Annotated in this window: 19 protein-coding genes; 5 read left to right on the forward strand and 14 right to left on the reverse strand. The window is 66.4% G+C overall.

From position 1 onward, the window contains the following. The first annotated feature begins 26 nt into the window (after window positions 1-26). Window positions 27-1,397: a hypothetical protein gene (locus ACWPV3_RS14455; protein WP_293826842.1), complete on the forward strand. Its 1,371-nt coding sequence runs from the start codon at window positions 27-29 to the stop codon at window positions 1,395-1,397. Window positions 1,398-1,403: 6 nt separating this feature from the next. On the opposite strand, the gene ACWPV3_RS14460 is transcribed toward ACWPV3_RS14455, so the two are convergent. The 12 genes from ACWPV3_RS14460 to ACWPV3_RS14515 form a co-directional block, all read right to left on the reverse strand. Next, window positions 1,404-2,528 (reverse strand): acyltransferase, encoded by a 1,125-nt coding sequence (locus tag ACWPV3_RS14460; protein ID WP_314430740.1) that lies wholly within the window; start codon window positions 2,526-2,528, stop codon window positions 1,404-1,406. Next, entirely contained in the window at window positions 2,528-2,833 is a 306-nt protein-coding gene (locus ACWPV3_RS14465) for a hypothetical protein (protein WP_287103373.1), read from the reverse strand. The genes ACWPV3_RS14460 and ACWPV3_RS14465 overlap by 1 nt, the downstream gene beginning before the upstream one ends. Before the next feature lie 115 nt (window positions 2,834-2,948). Continuing rightward, entirely contained in the window at window positions 2,949-3,386 is a 438-nt protein-coding gene (copM, locus tag ACWPV3_RS14470; protein ID WP_035307825.1) for a CopM family metallochaperone, read from the reverse strand. Window positions 3,387-3,416: 30 nt separating this feature from the next. Then, complete coding sequence (locus ACWPV3_RS14475) at window positions 3,417-5,978, reverse strand: heavy metal translocating P-type ATPase (RefSeq protein WP_035307827.1); 2,562 nt, start codon at window positions 5,976-5,978, stop codon at window positions 3,417-3,419. A gap of 11 nt (window positions 5,979-5,989) precedes the next feature. Further along, entirely contained in the window at window positions 5,990-6,121 is a 132-nt protein-coding gene (locus tag ACWPV3_RS14480) for a hypothetical protein (protein WP_255347087.1), read from the reverse strand. Window positions 6,122-6,128: 7 nt separating this feature from the next. Continuing rightward, complete coding sequence (locus tag ACWPV3_RS14485) at window positions 6,129-6,728, reverse strand: methyltransferase family protein (protein ID WP_224764254.1); 600 nt, start codon at window positions 6,726-6,728, stop codon at window positions 6,129-6,131. Between the two features lie 8 nt (window positions 6,729-6,736). Beyond that, on the reverse strand, window positions 6,737-7,342 hold the full coding sequence (locus tag ACWPV3_RS14490) for a cation transporter (RefSeq protein WP_035307831.1): 606 nt from the start codon (window positions 7,340-7,342) through the stop codon (window positions 6,737-6,739). Further along, window positions 7,339-10,563 carry an efflux RND transporter permease subunit gene (locus ACWPV3_RS14495; RefSeq protein ID WP_035307833.1) on the reverse strand — a complete coding sequence of 1,075 codons (3,225 nt, stop codon included), beginning with the start codon at window positions 10,561-10,563 and terminating at the stop codon, window positions 7,339-7,341. Before ACWPV3_RS14495 ends, ACWPV3_RS14490 begins: the two co-directional genes overlap by 4 nt. Window positions 10,564-10,571: 8 nt before the next feature. Beyond that, complete coding sequence (locus tag ACWPV3_RS14500; RefSeq protein ID WP_035307835.1) at window positions 10,572-11,774, reverse strand: efflux RND transporter periplasmic adaptor subunit; 1,203 nt, start codon at window positions 11,772-11,774, stop codon at window positions 10,572-10,574. Then, a complete protein-coding gene (locus ACWPV3_RS14505) occupies window positions 11,774-13,027 on the reverse strand; it encodes a TolC family protein (RefSeq protein WP_035307836.1) in 1,254 nt (417 codons plus the stop codon). The genes ACWPV3_RS14500 and ACWPV3_RS14505 overlap by 1 nt, the downstream gene beginning before the upstream one ends. Window positions 13,028-13,083: 56 nt before the next feature. Beyond that, window positions 13,084-13,440, reverse strand: coding sequence for a hypothetical protein (locus ACWPV3_RS14510; protein WP_197019742.1), 357 nt, complete (start codon window positions 13,438-13,440; stop codon window positions 13,084-13,086). Window positions 13,441-13,468: 28 nt separating this feature from the next. Further along, window positions 13,469-14,137, reverse strand: a complete 669-nt coding sequence (locus tag ACWPV3_RS14515) for a cation transporter (RefSeq protein WP_242078205.1) — start codon at window positions 14,135-14,137, stop codon at window positions 13,469-13,471. A 53-nt stretch (window positions 14,138-14,190) separates the two neighbouring features. On the opposite strand from ACWPV3_RS14515, the gene ACWPV3_RS14520 reads away from it, so the two are divergent. After that, window positions 14,191-14,637 (forward strand): MerR family transcriptional regulator, encoded by a 447-nt coding sequence (locus ACWPV3_RS14520; protein WP_298701036.1) that lies wholly within the window; start codon window positions 14,191-14,193, stop codon window positions 14,635-14,637. A gap of 47 nt (window positions 14,638-14,684) precedes the next feature. Here ACWPV3_RS14520 and ACWPV3_RS14525 read toward each other — a convergent pair whose 3' ends face one another. Continuing rightward, window positions 14,685-15,602: a hypothetical protein gene (locus ACWPV3_RS14525; RefSeq protein WP_314430732.1), complete on the reverse strand. Its 918-nt coding sequence runs from the start codon at window positions 15,600-15,602 to the stop codon at window positions 14,685-14,687. A gap of 246 nt (window positions 15,603-15,848) precedes the next feature. Further along, entirely contained in the window at window positions 15,849-16,091 is a 243-nt protein-coding gene (locus ACWPV3_RS14530) for a helix-turn-helix domain-containing protein (protein ID WP_293826822.1), read from the reverse strand. A gap of 343 nt (window positions 16,092-16,434) precedes the next feature. On the opposite strand from ACWPV3_RS14530, the gene ACWPV3_RS14535 reads away from it, so the two are divergent. The 3 genes from ACWPV3_RS14535 (at window position 16,435) to ACWPV3_RS14545 (ending at window position 18,657) form a co-directional block, all read left to right on the forward strand. Continuing rightward, the gene (locus ACWPV3_RS14535; RefSeq protein ID WP_287106598.1) at window positions 16,435-16,923 is read left to right on the forward strand and encodes an RNA polymerase sigma factor; all 489 of its coding nucleotides are present in this window, start codon (window positions 16,435-16,437) and stop codon (window positions 16,921-16,923) included. A 9-nt stretch (window positions 16,924-16,932) separates the two neighbouring features. Then, window positions 16,933-17,904, forward strand: coding sequence for a FecR family protein (locus ACWPV3_RS14540; protein WP_298701039.1), 972 nt, complete (start codon window positions 16,933-16,935; stop codon window positions 17,902-17,904). Window positions 17,905-18,033: 129 nt separating this feature from the next. Then, the gene (locus tag ACWPV3_RS14545) at window positions 18,034-18,657 is read left to right on the forward strand and encodes a secretin and TonB N-terminal domain-containing protein (protein ID WP_453978277.1); all 624 of its coding nucleotides are present in this window, start codon (window positions 18,034-18,036) and stop codon (window positions 18,655-18,657) included. Window position 18,658: the final 1 nt, after the last annotated feature.

An 18,658-nucleotide genomic window follows, 5' to 3' on the forward strand; every position in this document is an offset into this window, starting at 1 on the left:
AACCAAACAACATTTCTGCAGGAACAATGGACTCCAGCTTCGTAGACCTCGACATCCTCCTGACCAAGGTCCGCAACCCGCAGTCTCGCGTCTACTTTCTGGACGCGGTGCGGGCCTACAAGGCTGGAGCGCTGCGCGCCTCGCTTACGGCGGCCTGGGTCGCCATCGCGTACGACCTGATTGCTAAATACCGCGAGCTCAGCGCAATGGGCGACGCCGCCGCGACCACCTTCCTGCAATCATGGGACAACGCGACCGCTATCAGCGACATCCGGCAGCTGCTGCAGCTCGAAGGGAAGATTCTGGAGGACGCCGCCAACAACACTCAGGCGATCAGCCAAATTGCAGGCCGGCAACTCGAACGCCTCCGCGAAGACCGCCACCTCTGCGCTCATCCGGCTTTTTCCGCCGAAGCTCTGCTTTTCGAGCCTACGCCGGAGTTGGTCCGGATGCATCTCGTCAACGCCGTCGACCTTGTTTTGGGACACGAGGCCTTGCAAGGACGCGCCATCTTTGAGGTCTTCGACGGCGACGTTCAGTCGGCGGGCTTTCCCAGGGATCACGCACGGATTCTCGACTACGTCGAGCAGCGCTACCTCGCCCGGGTCCGCCCGCAAAACATTCGGAACTTCGGAACCGTGCTGGCGAAGTCGTTGCTGAAAGGCGTCCCGGCTCATCTCGTCGGCTTCCGCTCCAAGATCGAGTCCGCCTTGGTCGCCGTTCGCGATCGCGCGGCAGGCGCTTGGCCCGATGTCGTGCCTGCTATCGTCCGCCTGCTCGATACTCTCGACCCGGCTGATCGGCCCCGAGCCATCGCGTTCGTCGCGGCGTTCCCAGATTTCTGGCCCCGGCTGCAGGAGCCGACACGGACCGCTCTTCAGGAAACGGTCAACAACGCCAACGCCGCCAATCTGGCGGACCCGTTGATCCTCAAAGGCGTCGCCTTTGCTCAGTTCCAAGCGCCGATCGTCGCGCTGATTGCCGGGCTCGACCGCGATGCCTTGGCTCAGGCTATCGCCGCCGCTCCTCTTCCGGAGCTATGGGCGCAGGCGGTGGAGATCTACGCCAGTTCCGGAAGCTTCCGCGGATCGGAAGCAAACTTCAGCGAGTACATTACGCCCTACGCGGGGACGCTCGATGCGGCGGCCCTGGACCAGTTGCTCGACGCGGTCGCCGGCAACGGCCAGAACTACGCGGCAGCGGGTACCAGCACCCTGCTCCTGAGCGTTGTCAGGAATGCTGGTGCGGGACGGCTTCCGTCAGTCGATGCTCGGAACCGCTTCTATCAAATGCTTCTCAGGTCGCGCCGCCGAGAAGCCTTCGCCGAAATGACCGCTCTGTTCGAAGCGGATGGTTGGACGCCGCCCCCGGCCGCACTCGATGATGACGAGGATTGAGCATCATCAGGCGATCGGTCGATCGGCGCTTGTCCCGGGCAGCGGTGTTCGGGGGCGAGGCGGATTGAGCCTTGTTTGAACCGGGCGGTCGAAGCCGTAGCGGAAAGCCGCAGCACCAAGGAAAGCCGCGATGAGCCCCGCCGTCCACACACCCCACCGGACGGCATCCGACCAGCCAGACTGACCGAAGGCGTCAAATGCTCCAAACCAGACGATCCGGCTCACCTCATTGGTGAGGAACATGGCGAACGACATAAGTCCGAGGTGTTCGATCAGCCTCGATGGCCGCACGGTTGGCAAGGCTCCGGCCGCCCAGATCAGAACGGTCAGCAGGACCACCGAGACAAGAGCGAAGTGGCCGATGACTTGCGCCGCGACGAGACCTACGAAAGCGAGCAGACCGATGCGGCCGGCCCATATCGGCGTCGAATAGATGCGTGATCCAAAAAGAGCGGCGGCGACCCCAAGGAGGAACAGCGGAAGCGCTCGAATGAATCCGAACCTCAGAGGCAGGCGGTAGAGGGGCTCGCCGAGCCATGTCCGGCACGCCCAGTCTGTGGCAATCATCAACAAGCCGGCGCCGATCACCACGGTCCAAGGATCGAGCCGCCAGAGCAGGCGGCATATCCAGGGAAGTAGAAGGTAGCAGCCGAGAAGGGCGGATAGCGTCCAGGTCGGCGCGTTCCACCCCAGCCCGCCTGGAACTCCGTAGGCCTGAACCAGAAAGACCTGCGCCGGCAGCTGACCCCAATCGAACCACTGCGGATTGCTCGGGGCGATCCCGAAAAGCCCGGCGAGGGCGATCAACAGCGCCAGCACGCCGACGACCACCAGATGAGAGGGCGCGACGCGAAGAAGGCGCTGGCGGACATAGGCGTGTAGCGGGATTGCGCGGGCCGCGAAGCCGTCGCCGTAGATCCGGGCAAGGACGTACCCGGAGTCGATGATGAAGAAATTTGTCAGGAGATAGCCCCGGTCGAACACCGGGTGGAACTGACCCAAAGGCGTCGGGGCCGCTTCGCGGAAGTGGTAAAGAATGATCAGCGCGCCGGCGACAAAGCGCAGGATATCGAGCCAACCACCCCGCGAAATCCTGACGGGCTGCGGCCGTGCGTGCTCCGATGCAATCATCAGGGTCGTGCCTGTCCGGCCGCTGCGGGGTGATCGTGATGACGTGGAGCGAACTGCAACTGATCTCGCGTCAGAACAAGAAGGCCGAACCCCAAGAGACATACAGCCGCCATGGCGGCGGTCATGACCCGTCCAGCCTGCCCCTTCCGCCCGAGACGATAGGTCATGATCGCCAGGAGCGACATGAGAACGCCGAAGGACACGAACACCGGGATGCGGTAGGTCGCCGCCAGCGGTACGGCGAGACAGACGACGATCGCGCCGGCGACGAGGCTCGCGCCAATCGCGATCAGTGTGTCCTGCACCGGCCGGAACGGCTCTGGCCTCCCGTATAGCTTGGACCGGCCGCGCCCCTTGTAGCGCCCTGGACGCCATCGAGGAGCCTTGCTCCGGATCGGGGATCGCTTGCCCCCCATGGCTTCAGCCCTGCGCGTCCGCCGGGCGAGCCGCGCGGTTGGCCAGCCACACCCGCATACGGACAATTTCAGCTTCCTGAGTCCGAATGATCTCCTCCGCGAGGCCCTTGACCTCGGGATCCGAACCTTGGTCGAGCGCAATCCTTGCCATGGCGACCGCCCCCTCGTGGTGGGCGATCATCCCGCGCATGAAGTCGACATCGGCGTCGCCGCTGTAGTCGATGTTCATAGCGGCGTGCATCCGCTCGTTCGCCTCCTTGTAGGAACGGGTGGCGGGATTATCCGAGGCGGCATCGCCGTGCCCGGCATGCTGGTCGATCGGGCGTGCATCGACTGCCGTCGGCTCCGGCGCCGGGCGACCCTGCCGCGAGAGCATCCCGAAGCCGAAGACCGAGATCAGGAGAAAGGCGGCGATGACGCCAACCCAGCCGAGACGTTTCATTGGACTATCCTTTGCTTTCCTGAAGGCGGGTCATTCGACGCCGCGCGGACCGCGCCACGCCAGAAGGCGAAGCGCGTTGAAGACGACCAGCAGGGTGGAACCCTCGTGGAGGGCGACGGCAGGGCCGATGCCGAGACCGAGGATCGTCGCCGGGACGAGGAACGCCACGACCCCGAGGCTGACGAACAGGTTCTGGCGGATGATGCGGCGGGTTTGACGGCTGAGACCCACGGTGAAGGGCAACTTCGACAAATCATCCGCCATCAAGGCTACGTCGGCGGTCTCCAGGGCGACGTCCGATCCCGCCGCACCCATGGCGACGCCGACCGTCGCGGTGGCCATCGCCGGAGCATCGTTGACGCCATCGCCGACCATGGCGACCTTGGTCTCCGCCCGGAGTTTCTTGATGGCGTCGACCTTGTCCTCCGGCATCAGGTCGCCCCACGCCTCGGTCAGCCCGACCTGACCGGCCACCGCCTGGGCCGCCTTCTGGTGGTCGCCCGAGATCATGATCATGCGGCGAATGCCGAGCGCGCGGAGCGCGGTAAGGGTCTCGCGCGCCTTGGCCCGAGGCGTGTCGAGAAGGCCGATGACCCCGAGATCCTTTGTCCCGCGGCGAACCACCATGAGCGTCCGTCCCTGGTTTCGAAGGCCCGCGACGGCGATCTCGGTGTCCGGTGCGAGCGGAGCGATGGCGTCCGAACCGAACATCTCCGGTTTGCCGATCCAAACATCCTGGTCGTCCAGGCGTGCCGTGACGCCCTTGCCAGTCAGGCTACGCAAATCCGTTGCGGTTCGAACGGGGGCGGCGACCAACCGCTGGCTTCCGTCGCGGACGATCGCTTCCGCCAAGGGGTGATCGCTGAGCCGTTCGACCGCGACAGCAATCTCCAGGAGCTCGCTCTCTGTCGTCTGGCCGAACGGAACGACATCGGTGATCCGCGGCCGCCCCTCGGTCAGCGTCCCGGTCTTGTCAAACGCGATGGCGTCGAGCGCTCCCAGGTTTTCGAGCGGCGCGCCACCCTTGACGAGAACCCCGGCGCGGGCCGCCCGGGCGACCCCGGACAAAACCGCGCTCGGCGTGGCGATCGCGAGAGCGCACGGACTGGCGGCCACCAGCACGGCCATCGCCCGATAGAAGCTGTCGCGGAACGGCTCGTCGACGACAACCCATGCAAACAGGAGGACGAAGGCCAGACCGAGCACGAGGGGCACGAAGACGCGCTCGAAGCGATCGGTGAAGCGCTGGGTCGGCGACTTTTGGGTCTCGGCCTCACTCACCATCCGGACGACCTTGGCCAAGGTGGTGTCGTTGGATCGACGCGTCGTTTCGATCTCGATGGCGCCGCCGCCGTTAATGGTGCCGGCGAAGACCACCGACGCCGCCGAGACATTCGCCGGCTTGGCGCGGGCCTCCTCGGGGTTCAGGACAGGCTGCTTGTCCACCGGAATGCTCTCCCCTGTCACGGGAGCCTGGTTCACGCTGGATGTTCCCTTCACGACGAAGCCGTCGGCCGGGAGACGCTCGTTCGGCCGGACGACGACGAGGTCGCCGACTTCCAGCTCTTCGACCGGAAGTTCGACGACGGCCTCTCCTCGCCGCACATGAGCGGTGCGCGGGGCCAAGGCGGCCAGAGCCTCGATCGCCTTCTTGGCGCGACCCATCGCGAAGTGTTCGAGGGCGTGCCCGAGGCTGAACAGGAACAGTAGCAGCGCCCCTTCCGCCCAGGCTCCGAGCGCCGCGGCGCCGGCTGCGGCCACCAGCATCAGGGTGTCGATCTCGAAACGCTTGCGCCGCAGATTCCCGACAGCCTCGCCGACCGTGAACCAGCCGCCCAAGGCATAGGCGATCAGGAAAAGGCCGAAGGGCAGCCATCCCGGCACGCCCGGAATGAATTTCTCGATCAGCCAACCAATCGTGAGCGCGACACCGCTGCCGACCGCGAAAATGAGCTCCGTGTTGGGTCCGAGGAAGCCGCCATGACCATGGTCGTGCCCGTCGCCTTCGGAATGTCCGTGGTCATGGCCATCGCCATCGAAGTGGCCATGGCCGTGACCGTCATCGGGCGTATGACTGGCCTCGTCATCGGATGGCGCAGTCGGCTGCGCATCAGGGCGCTTTGCAGTGGCTGAAGCAGCGTCCTCCGTCGCTCCGACCAGTGCGAGGCCGTGGCTCGCAAGGCGATCGACAAGCGTCTCACGGTTCGTGATCTGCCGGTCGAACTCCAGGCGCAGAGCGCCAGCCGGATCCAGCACCGCCTCGATCACGCCGGCTTCTTCGCCGAGCGCGGCCGCGAGCGTGCGGGCGTGCCGGGCGTGGCGGACACCCTCCACTCGCCCGACGAGATGCCCGAAACGCTCACTGACCTCGGCTCCGGCCTGACGCGCACGGCGACGGACCTGAGCCAGCGACAGCTGGTCGGGGTCGTAATGGATGCAAAGCTCTGGGCCTCCCTCGCCTTCGGCGACATGCGCCTCAGAGACGCCGGGTTCGGCCCGCAACAGCGCGATCAGCCGTCCAACGCAGCCGTCCTGCACATCGGGCGCATGAGGCAGGAGGACGGGAATGTTGAGGCGGAGGGTCTTGGGCATGATCGGGCTCCTCAGGAGACATCACGGGTAGGGATCGAGCGGTCAGGCACGAACATCCCGGCGCGCTGGGCGACGGCTCCAGCGACGAAGGCGGCGATCGCCAAAGCCGCACTCAGGAGGATGACCAGTCGCTTGCGGTTCATCTCGACCTCACGGTAGGGCGATGAGAGCGTCGAGCCAGCCGAGGTTCTGGAGGTGCTCCAGTCCCTCGAACACGGGCAACGCCAGAAGGAAGACAAGGCCGTCGCGGACAGTCCGGAGGAAGAAGGCCGGCCGGACGGACAGTTCCGCCTCATCACGCCAGAGGCGCAGGTTCGGAACGAAGCGGGGGGTGCGCACGACGTAGCTGCGGTAGGTGTCGCCGAAGGCCGACGTCAGGAAGCTTTCCTCTCGGCTCGCGACGATGCGGAACACGATCCAGCAGGCGACGGCGAAGGTGGCGCCGACGGTCAGGCTGCCCGTCTGTGCGCCGATCCCGAATGCGCCGATGAAGCTGAAAACATAAAGCGGGTTTCGACACAGCGAATAAGGCCCGCTGGTGACGATCTCCTGCTTCTTTCGGCCGCCGATGTAGAGCGAGCACCAGGCGCGCCCCAAGACGCAAACCATGATGGCGATCAGCCCGAGATGTTCGACGGGATGCTCGAGCTGTGGCTGGGCCTTCACGAGAGCGGTCCAGGCCAGCAGGGCGAACAACCCGGCGGCGATGAAGAGTTTGCGCCAGCGCTGGACGGAGGCGATGTCGATCAACGGCGGGCTCATGTCACCGAGCTCTCCGCGTCGCGTCGCGCAAGGCGCGCATCGCGTAGAATGTCGAAGCCGCCCTTGGCGGCTATGGCGGCGACCAGCACCCCCACCAGCAGGTCGGGCCACGACTGGTCCAACCACATCACCAGGCCGCCTGCGACGAGGATGCCGCCGTTCGAGGCGAAATCGTTCAGGCTGAATGTCTCGGCCGCCTTCATGTTGACGTCGCTGCTCTGCTGCCGACGGATCAGCAGCAGGCAGATCAGATTGATAACCGCCGCTACGACAGCGAGCACCATCATGGTCGGTCCGACCGGCTCGGTTCCCGTCAGCGTCCGGCGCAGGGCGTCGAGCAGGACGAGGACCGAGAAGATCAGCAGCATCACGCCGGAGACCTGAGCCGCCCGCGTCTTCCAGATCAGCGCGCGCCCGACGGCGAGGAAGCTGATCAGATAGACGGCCGCGTCGGAGCCGTTGTCGACGGCGTTCGCGAGCAGAGCGCTGGAGTCGGCGGCGAGGCCGCCGACTCCCAGGCCCACGAACAGCAGAGCGTTCAGGAACAGCACCACCAGGAGGGTGCGGCGCTGGACCTGCTCTGTTTCGTGGGCCCCGCTCATTCCTCGATCCCTTCCGCCTTCCGGTGTTTCACGGCCTTGGCCGCGAAGGTCGGAAGGACAAGGAGCGTCAGCGCGGTGGCCGTGAGCAGGCCTCCGATGACCACGGTGGCCAGCGGCTTCTGCACTTCGGCGCCGGCGCCGTGAGCGAATGCCATCGGGATAAACCCGACGATGGCGACGAGAGCCGTCGTCAGGACGGCGCGAAGCCGGCTTGTCGCGCCTTCGATGGCGGCAAGACGCGGCGCCGCTCCGCCCGTGAGACGCTCCCGAATGGCCTGCATCAGCACGAGACCGTTCAAGGTCGCGACGCCGGACACGGCGATGAAGCCGACCGCTGCGGAAACCGAGAACGGCATCCCCCTGAGGACAAGCGCCAGGGCGCCGCCGACCAGAGCCAACGGAACGCACGCGAACACCAGGCCCGCCTCGGCGAAGGATCCCAGAGCCATGAAAAGCAAGACCCCGATCAGGATGAAGACGATCGGAATGACCAGCCCCAGACGCTGTTCGGCCCGCTTCAGGTTCTCGAACTGGCCACCCCAGGTCAGGGAGTAGCCGGTCGGAAGATCGACGTCGGCCTCCACCTTGGCCTGGGCCTCGGTGACGAAGCCGCCCAGGTCGCGCCCGCGAACGTTGGCCTGCACCACCATCCGCCGGCTGCCGTCATTGCGGCTGATCTGGTTCTGTCCTTCCGCGACCTGAATCCGGGCGACGGAGGAGAGCGGCACGGTCACGCCTGTGGCGGTCGTTACCGGCAGAGCCGCAAGGGCCGCCGGATCATTCCGTGCATCATCCGCGAGACGGACGACGACGCTGAAGCGACGATCGCCTTCGAAGATTTGCCCGGCCTCGGCGCCGCCGACCGCGGCCGAAACCGCCTCGGAGACATCGGCGGCCGACAAGCCGTAGTTGGCGGCCGCGAAACGATCCACGCTGACGGTCAGGGTGGGCAGACCCGACGCCTGCTCGACGCGAACGTCGGCCGATCCGGGCGTTGCACGAAGGGCGGCGGCGACCCGGTCCGCAGTGGCCTGCAGCTGGGTGAAGTCGTCGCCATAGACCATCACGGCGAGGTCGGTCCGAACCCCCGAGATCAGCTCGTTGAAGCGCAGCTCGATGGGCTGGCTGAACTCGAAGCTGTTGCCGAGTTGTCCGGCGGCGAGCTCTTCGAACCGTTCGATCAGCTCCTCTTTCGGAAGGTTCGGATCGGGCCACTCCTTGCGGTCTTTCAGGACGATGACCGCGTCCGAAATGTTCGGCGGCATCGGGTCCACCGCCGCCTCCGCCGTCCCGGTCCGGGCGAAGACAGTCTTCACCTCGGGCTGGGCCTTGATGACGCGTTCGAGGGCCATCTGCATCGCCAGCGATTGTTCCAGCGAGGCGGACGGCACGCGCAACGCCTGCATGGCGATATCGCCTTCATCCAGGGTCGGAATGAACTCCCGCCCCAAAGAACTGAAGGCGATGCCGCCAATGACGAGGGCGCCGAGCGCGGACGCCAGGACGACTTTGGGCCGGTCGACGGCGGCGCGGATCGCCGGTTCGATCCAGCGCCGCGCGTATCGGAGGATGAAGGTCTCGTGCTCGTGGGCGTGGCCGTGCTCATCGACCTCGACCTTCTTCGGATCCCGGACCAGCAGGGCCGTCATCGCCGGCACGAAGGTGAAGGAGAAGATGAAGGCGCCGACGAGGGCCAGCATCACCGTTGCGCCCATGGGGATGAAGGTCTTGCCCTCCACGCCCTCAAGCATCAGCAGCGGCGTGAAGACCAGGAGGATGATCAGCTGGCCAAAAGCAGCCGGTTTGACCATCTGACGCGCCGCGGCTCCAGCAACCTCGAGCCGCTCCCGGCGTGTCAGCATTCGACCGGCTTCGGCCCGCCGCTGGCTGAGCATCAGCAGGGTATTCTCGACCACCACGACCGCGCCGTCGACCAGAAGGCCGAAGTCCAGCGCGCCGAGGCTCATCAGGTTTCCGCTGATGCCAAAGCGGTTCATGCCGATGACCGCGAACAGGAAGCTGATCGGGATCATCAGGGCGGTGATCGAGGCCGCACGGATGTTGCCGAGCAGCAGGAACAGCACCACGATCACCAGCAGAGCGCCTTCGATCAGGTTCTTGGCGACGGTTGAGATGGTCTTGTTGACCAGCGAGCTGCGGTTCAGGACCGGTTCGGCGACAACGCTCGGCGGCAGGCTCGCGGAAACCTCCTCGAGACGTTCGGCTGCGGCTTGGGCCACCGTCCGGCTGTTGCCGCCGGCCAGCATCAGCGCCGTACCAACCACGGCCTCGTGGCCGTCGCGGCTGGCGCCGCCGAGACGCGGCGCCTGGCCAATCTCGACGGTGGCGACGTCGGCGACCCGGACGACCAGTCCGTTGCGGTTGACGACGGGGGCCTGGGCGAGATCCGGGATGGTCTGCGCCAAGGCGTCGGTCCGCACGGTCAAGGCTTCGCCGGACCGCTGGACATAGCCAGCGCCAGCCTGGGTGTTAGCCCGTTCCAGCGCGACGACGAGATCGTTCAGGCTCAGACCGTAACCCGCCAGACGCGCGGCGTCGGGTCGGACCGCATACTCCTTCACATAGCCGCCGTTCACATCAACGCCGGCCAGTCCCTTCGCGGTCCGCATGCGCGGGGCGATGATCCAGTCCTGAACCGTGCGGAGATAGGTTGCGCGGGCCTGGGGCGTGGTCAGGAGTTCGCCTTCGGGCGTCAGATAGGCGCCGCCCGCCTGCCAGCCGGGCTCACCCGGTTTGGCGAGGTTGGCGCTGTTGAACGGCTTGAAGTCGACCGTCCACATCAGCACCTCGCCCAGTCCCGTGGTGATGGGCGCAAGCGCCGGCTCCACGCCTTCGGGCAACCGTTCGCGCGCCTGGGCCATCCGTTCGGCCACCTGCTGGCGGGCGAAGTAGATGTCCGTGTTGTCGGAGAAGATGACCGTGACCTGGCTGAAGCCGTTTCGGCTCAGCGACCGCGTGGTCTGGATGCCAGGAATACCCGCCATCGCGGTTTCGAGCGGATAGGTGACCTGACGTTCCATCTGCTCGGGCGCGAGCGCTGGCGCGATGGTGTTGATCTGAACCTGCCGGTTGGTGATGTCCGGCACGGCGTCGATGGGTAGCTGCGTCAGGTTGTAGAGGCCGAAGGCGGCGACGATCGCCGTCGCCAGGACCACGAACCATCGGAAGCGGACCGAGGCTTCGATAAGTGCTTTGAACATGACGCCCCCTAGTGCCCGTGCTCGGCTTCGCCCTTGGCCATTTCGGCCTTGAGCAGGAAGGCGTTGGCGGACGCCACGCGTTCAGATCCGGTGAGCCCGCGCAGGATCTCGGTGCGGCCCGCGGCCTGGCGGCCTGCGAGCACTTGCACGGCTTGGAAGCCGCCCTCGACCTGCACGAAGACCACGGTGTTTCCATCGACGGTCTGGACCGCCTCGGTGGGCACGGTCATCCCGCCAGTCGCCTCGCCGGTCACGATGGCGCCAGTGACGGCCGAACCGGCTGGCGGCAGAGACGCGCCAGAGGGTCGGGCCCGGATCACGGTCGCGCCGCTTTCGCTGAGACCGGCGTCGGCGGCGACGCCGGTGACGACGGCGTCGAACTCGCCGTTCGGCCCGGTCACGCGCATTGGCGCACCGGCACGCACATTGGCCGCAAGGGCAGGCGGTGCGTTGAAGACCATCTCGACACGAGCAGGATTGCTGACTTCCGCCACCACGCCGCCCTGGGCGACGAACCCGCCCGGACCGACCTGGACGCTGCTGACCACGCCCGAGATCGGACTGGTCACGCTGAGCCTGCCCGAAGCGTTCGGAGAGCCAGCGGCCGCCGAGCGGGCGCGAGCGGCGCGGGTCGCCGCCTCGGCGCTCAGGAACTGGGCGCGTGACGCTTCGACCTCCTGCCGCGCGACGATGCCCTGATCCGCCAGACTGCGATTTCGCTCATAGGCCTGGCGCGCCGCTTCAGCGGATGCCCCGGCCGCGTCGGCGTCCGCGCGGAAGGTCGCCGCCTCGCCGCTGACAAGGCTCACAAGCGGCTGACCGGCGCGGACCGACTGACCCGGCGCGACGAGAACGCGCTCGACGCGACCTCCGACGGCAGCGCCCACGGCAGCGCGAGAATCGACCATCGGCTCTACGCGGCCGGCGAGCCGGGTCTCCCCTCCTCCTCCGCCGCCGACGCCGACGACCGTGATGCCCGCTGCCTGGATCTCTGCTGTGGTGAGTTCAATCCGACCTTCGGTCTCTGCCCCGGCGGCCTCCCCCTCGGCGTGTCCCCCCTCTTCCTCGGCATGGCCGGCTTCGCCTTCGGCGGCAGCCGGCGCGGCGGGTTCGGAGGACCGGGTGGCCAACCAGAGGCCGCCGCCTCCGAGAATGACCAGGGCGGCGACGCCGCCGATCAGCAGGGTCTTGTTCGATGTGCGCTTGCGCATCACTGGGCTCCTTCGAAGGGGGCGCGGCCATCAAGGCGCGCGAGATCGATCTCGGCTCGGACGCGCGCGAGACGCGCGTCGACCGCTGCAGACCGGGCGTTGACGAGGGCGGTGCGGGTCACCCGCAGTTCGACCTGGGAAATGCGGCCGGACTCAAAGCCGATGCGGGACAGGCGATAGGCTTCCTCTGCGGCGGTGACGCCGCCGTCAGCAGCGTTGACGCGACTGACCGAGGCCGAAAGGCGAGCGACCGCGGCAGCGCGGTCCGCCTGGGCTTCCTGCCGCGCACTCATCAGCCGGGCGTCGGCAGCGCGAAACTCGGCTTGCGCCGCTTCGATGTTTCCCCGGTTCCGGTCGAACAACGGCAGCGGCATGCTGACGCCGAAAGTCAGCGCCGTCGCATCTTCCGCCTCGAAGCGGCGGATGCCGATACTGGCGTTGATGTCGGGGCGGGCCTGAACCCGTTGAACATCGATGCGTCGTTCGGCGGCGGACCGTTGGGCTTCGGCGACGCGGACCGTCGGCGCATCCTCGATCACGGATCCGATCGTCGTCGGCGCCTCGTCGAGAAGGCTGTCTTCGATCTGCGTGACCGGAACCGGGATCATGGCGACAGCCGTGAGACGGGCATAGGCCGCGTCGCGTTCCGCGACAGCTTCATCCCGCGTCGCGCGCGCCGAGGCAGCCTCGGCCTCCCCCTGAATGCCGCGGAGGAGAGGTTCGCGACCTTCCTCCACGAGGGTCAGGGCCGCGCGGGCATCCGCGACGGTCAGCGTGAGGGTTTCTTCCGCGAGCGTGGCTCGCCTCTGCGCGGCCTCCGCTTCGGCATAGATCAGGGCCAGGCGGCCTGCGGCGTCGATGACCGCAAGGTCTCGTTGAAGGCCCACTGCGCCGGCCTCGGCGCGAGCGGCGGCGATGCGCGTCGAACGACGTCCCCACAGCTCGAGATCCTGACTGATCGCCAGGGTCATGTCCGCGTTGTTCAGACCCGAATAGGGGCCTGAGCCATAGGCGTTCTCGACATCGAAGCCGAGGACAGGGTTGGGACGCACCCGTGCCTGACGGACACGGGCTTCCGCTGCGTCGTAGTTGGCGCCCGCCTCAAGGGTCGCAGGCGCATTCCCGAGTTGAGCGAGGAGTTGGGCATAGGTCGGAGCTGGGTCAGCCCATACGGGACTGGCCAGGGTCGCCGCGATCGCAGCGAGGGCGCAGCCGACCGCGTAACGCGGCCGCCTGCGAGATGTGGGAGACATGATTCATTTCCAGAGTTTCTGAGGACGAAGAGGCGCGCTAAGGCGCAGGTCTTCGGTCAGACTCTGGGAGGACGCTTCAGGCCGTCAGGCGTGATGGACGCCCGGAAGTCATCCTGTCGGCCGCTTTGCAGAGGAGGCTCGCCGAACGACGGAGCAAAGGCGTCCACGGCAGGACCGCGCGCCGTTGAGGTGTGGTGGCAGTGGCCGTGCGAGCAGATCCCGTGACCGCCGCTCTTGCCGCTGTGGTCGCCCTCGCTTTGATCATGATCGACGACCGCGTGAGCCGCAGGCGGTTCCGGCAGACAGGTCGCGGCGTCGACGGCGGGCGCAAAGAAGAAGGCGGCGAAGACAAGAGTCATCGCCACGATCAGCTTCGCCCATGTCGTCATCGACCAGGTCATCGCGCGCTGCATACTTTAGTTCTCGAAGTCAGGCAATGCGTTACAAAGTCCGAGCAGCGGCGTGGGCTGCGCGGCTCTCCGCCCTAGCCTGCACCAAGATCGAAATGGCGGACTGGAGGAAGACGCCGCCCAGCAGAAGGCCCGCCAGCAAGTCCGGCCACCGGGATCCAGTCAGCCAGACCAGCCCGCCGGCCGCGGCGACGCCCAGGCTGTGGATCAGATCGTTCCGTGTGCAAAGCCAGACGGAGCGCACGTTGGCGTCACCGTCACGGAAACGCACGAGCAGCAGGGCGGCGATTAGATTCGCGGCGAAGCCGACCAGTCCCAGACCGGTGATGACGACGCCTTCGGGCGGCTGCCCCGTGACCGCTCTCCAGACGGCGTAGCCGAGAATGCTCACGGCCATGACGAGGAGGCTTGCGCTTTTGAAGACTGCAGCGCCGGACCGCACCTGCACGGACTTGCCAATGGCCCAGAGGCTGATAGCGTAGGTGGCGCTGTCGGCAAGGAAGTCCATGGCGTTGGCGGCGAGAGCCGCCGAGCCCTGCATGAGACCACCGGCGGCGACCGCGAAGAACCCACCCAAATTAAGGGCGATGACGGCCACCAGCACACGCCGATAGGCGGGCGAGGCCCCGTCGAACCGGACCTGATGGCCGCAGCAGCCTCGTGACGGGGCGCAGGATTCTGTCGGGGCGGGCGTCGTCATGCGACCTTCATGCATCCTCTAGCCACTAGAGGATCAAGCCCTATATTTCGCGAATGGCCAGAGACCCATCCCCTCCCCCGCTCCGGACGATCGGTCGCCTCTCAGCCGAGACCGGCGTGAAGGTTCCGACGATCCGGTTCTACGAGCAGATTGGCCTGATGAAGGAAGCGCCCCGCACGGCAAGCGATCGGCGCCTCTACGACGGCGCGGCGACGCGGCGGCTCGCTTTTATTCGTCACGCGCGACAGCTGGGTTTCGAGATCGACGACATCCGCGCCCTGCTGGCGCTGTCCGACGAACCCGACCGCCCCTGCACGGAGGTCAACCGGATCGCCGAGCGCCAGCTTGCGGCGGTTGAGACTCGCATCGCCGGGCTTCAGACGCTCCACGCCGAGCTCGCCCGGATTCAGGCGGCGAGTTGTTCGGGTGGGCGGATCTCCGATTGCCGGGTGATCGAGGCGCTCGGAAACCATGCGCAATGCGACGGTCCTCACGCATAGGTGCGACGCTCGGCCTCCACCATTTCAGACGGTCGTGGTTGTCCCGGTCAGGTGAACTGCTGGGCGGCATCGTTGAGCGCCTTCGCCAATCTCATCGCCCCCACAGGGTCGCCGGCCGGGACCATGTGCGACACCATGCCTTTGATCGCCATGGGATGAGGCCCGCCGCCGTACGTCGGTTGAGCGAACGCGGCCGCTTGGCCAATGAACATCACCGGCAACGCCGCTTTTCGATCCGGCCCAAGCGCGGCGAGCCAGTCCTCGTTCGTAATCTCGGCGAGCGGCGCGATGATGCCCTCGACCTGCCGGAAATAGTCGGAGATGACCGCTGCTTCGGGAAATGCCGTCGCAGGCGCGGGCCACAGGGCATCGTAGTCGAGCAGGTTCTTTACGTTCAGGACCACCAGCCCATGGTCCGCCTCGCACGCCTCGATCTGATCGGAGGCCTTCTTGATGTTGTCGTAAATCGTTCGGGCGCTTCGGCTGTGCAGGGTCTTCAGGGCCAGAGCCCAACGCCTGGAGCGGAAGGTCAACATAACGTCCGGATTGTCGCCCTTCGAGGACGAGGGGTGATCCAGCTTCACCTCGTCAGCAAACGTCATGGCCAGGGCGGCGACATAGAGCTCGATGACCTTGTTGCCGGCGTCATCGGTCACCTGGCTGGCGGCATTCTGCAGCACGGTCGTCTTCGCCAGCATCTTCAGATGGGGGATCAGCTCCCCGAAATCCTTGTGTCCGGCGACTCTCACCACTTTGCCGGCGAGATCGACGAAACCCATCGCCGCGCGCAGTACAGGCCGCGGATCCAGCGGCCTCAGAGCAGGATTTCGCCACATCTCGATGACGTTCGTCATCTGCAGCGCCTCATCCTGCGACGCGCCCGCCAGATCCACGCCGTGTTCCGACAGGATCTCCAGAAAGCGATCAACCGTCGCCTCTGCGCTCGTGAAAGAAGGGTAGGACATCAGGTCACCTGTCGCTCGCAGTCGCTCCGCACAGTCTAGCAGCTTCAATCCGCCAGACCTGACCGCATGCCGCTCGCGCGAGAGGATCGACTCGACCGGGGAGCTGACCCTAGACTGTATGGCGGCGGGTTCCGGAACGGATAGGCGTTGATCGAGAGCCAGGGGACGCGAAGGCGTCGGCGGCGATCAGCGCTGAAACACCCGGCTTCCGTACAGAAGTTCCAGGCCCGCCCCCTTTTCTCGCCCTTATTCGTCGTCTGGGTCGATGAGGCCTGCGCGAACCGCCACGGCGACCGCTTCGATCCGGGTTCTTACCCTTAGCTTTGCGCAGGTCTTTTCCAGGTAGCTATCGACTGTTCGCGGCGAGAGGCCGACGATCTGGCCGATGTCGGCAGAGCTCTTGCCCCGGCTGACCCACAGGAGACACTCGGATTCGCGTGGGCTGAGCGCGGGGATCTCGCGGGGCTGGGCCGGTGACGCGCAATCCATGGACAACTCCTCAACTGAACGAGATTCACGTTGCGCGGGAATCGCCGTCTCCGGCAACGACAGTAAATTGCGGGCTTCCCGCCATTTTCTTGCGGAAGCCCCTCATCGGCTCTCGTCGGTTGCGCGGCTTGCGCCCGCCGCGCCTTTGATTCATGCTTCCGGTGCCGACGTCCGCGTTGGTGGGGCCTGGAATCCCCTGTGCGACATCAGATCATCGACGACCCTGCGCGCTGCGTGGATGTCGGTTGCCGACGCCTGTGGAGGCGTGCGCTGACGCGTGCGAGACCCTGTGCGCGGTCTCGCCCGGATTCCGGACTTCCCGTGAAGAAGTCGGAGAGGCGTGGTGACAGACACGGAGCAGCTGGGAGCGGAGGGGCAGGACGGTCTGGGCCGTCTGTACCGTCAGTACGCCCCATGGCTGGGCCGGCGTCTGCGCGGGCGCATCGGCGCTGATGCGGCTGCGGACGTCGTTCAGGAGACCTACATCCGGGCCGCGCCCTACGTTCTGTCCAACATCCGGCATCCCAAAGCCTTCCTGCTGCGCATCGCTCTCAATCTGTTGAGCGACGAGAGGAGACGCGACGCTCGGCAGCAGCGCTTCCGTGAGACAGCGCCCCCGCCTGACAGCGAAGCCGCGTCGCAATTCGATGCGACCGTTTTGACCGAGATCATCCGTGCGATGCCGGCGCTCTATCGAGATGTCTTCGTTCTCAACCGCTTTGGCGGTATGACCTATCCTGAGATCGCCCGGATGCTCGACATCAGCGTAAAGACCGTGGAGTGGCGAATGGCCCGGGCGCTCGACTACTGCACGTCTCGGCTGGACCTTTAGGCAAGACGGATGACGATCGAGGCGGAGGCCGACATCAGGCGCAAGGAAGCCGTCGAGTGGTTCGCTCGGCTCAATCAGCGCAAGGTCACGACAGCGGACGTGCGCGGCTTCAGCGTCTGGCGCCGTCATCCGGACAATGCGCGCGCCTTCCAGAAAGTCGAGGCCATGTGGGACGCGGCGGGCGCTCTTGCCGGCAACCCGGAGATGGCCGCTTTGACCACTGAAGCGGTCCGGGCCGCCCAAGGCCGCAGACGGAGACCGTCCGGCCTGCTGGTTCCCCTTGGCGTTGCGGGCGCAGCGGCTCTGGCGATCTGTGTCGTCAGCATCGCCTGGCTTCAGCAACGCCCGGTGTCCTATGCAACGGCGATCGGGGAGCAGAGGACCGTGCAGCTGGACGACGGCTCAAGGATCGTTCTGGACACCAACTCTGTCGTTTCAGTCCGTTACACGCGGGACAACCGCTCGGTCACCCTGACCTCCGGCCAGGCGATGTTTGATGTCGAAGACGATCCGTCACGCCCGTTCGTCGTGGCGGCGGGCGACACCCGGGTCACCGCCTTGGGCACCCGGTTCGATGTGCGCCGGTCGGGCGAAGGCGCGCGGGTCATCCTGGTCGAGGGCCGCGTCGCCGTTCGACAGGAGGAGGCGCGGTCCGCGCAATGGTCCCTCAAGCCTGGCCAGCAGGTTACGACATCGGCGGACCGGCCGCGCGTGATCGCGGCCAATGTTCCTGCCGCGACGAGCTGGACCGTCGGACGACTGACGTTCGAGAACACGCCCATCTCGGTCGCCGTGGCGGAGGTCAACCGATACAGCCGCGAGCCGATCGAACTCCGAGATCCCCGCATCTCCGAAATACGGGTCAGCGGGGTCTTCAATGCGGGCGACATCGACGGCTTTGTCGCCGCGCTCACGGACCTCTATCCCCTCAGGGCGACGCGAAGCGCCGAGGGTCGCATCGTACTGGCCGGCGGCGCCTGAAAATAATCTGCCCCCGGACTTAGGGGAAACCCCGCGACCCAACGTCTCCTCCCCGCCCCGCAAGTTCGCGGGTAACTAACGGGGGAAACCATGGGCCACGGATACACTTCAACCGCGCTCGCCGCGCTGATGCTGGCAGTCGCTACGCCGGTGATCGCACAGTCGTCGGACAGCGTCCGGCGCTTCGACATCGCCGCCGGTCCTCTGGAGCGCACCCTGCCCGCCTTCGGTCGCCAGAGCGGTCTGCAAATCCTGTATCCAAGCGCCCTCGTCGCGGGTCGCCAGTCTCCGGCCGTCAGCGGCGACTACACGCCGGAGGCGGCGCTGCAGCTGATGCTCCGGGACAGCGGGCTAACCTATCGACAGAGCCGCCCCACGGTCTTCGTATTGGTCGATCCGTCGGTCCGCGCCGAAAACGACCAAACGACCGAACTGGAGGAGGTCGTGGTCACCGGAACCTACCTCAGGGGCGCAGACAGCACCTCCCCCGTGACGATCGTCACCCAGGCGGACGTCGATCGACAGGGGCGCGGAACCGTCGCCGAAACCCTGGCGGCCATGCCGCAGAACTTCACTGGCGCCGCCCATGAAGGCTCGACCAACACTGGAGCCGACCGCTCCGGGCGCAATGTCGGCTCTGCGACGTGTCAATCGGCGTCTAAAAGGGACCCCCTATCGGCGTGCAATAGGGACCCCCTTTTGGGGTTCGTGATGGACGTCACGAGCGCACCGCTTGCGAGGGTTGGGGCGTAGG

This window comes from Brevundimonas sp. Marseille-Q4549, assembly GCF_976940555.1.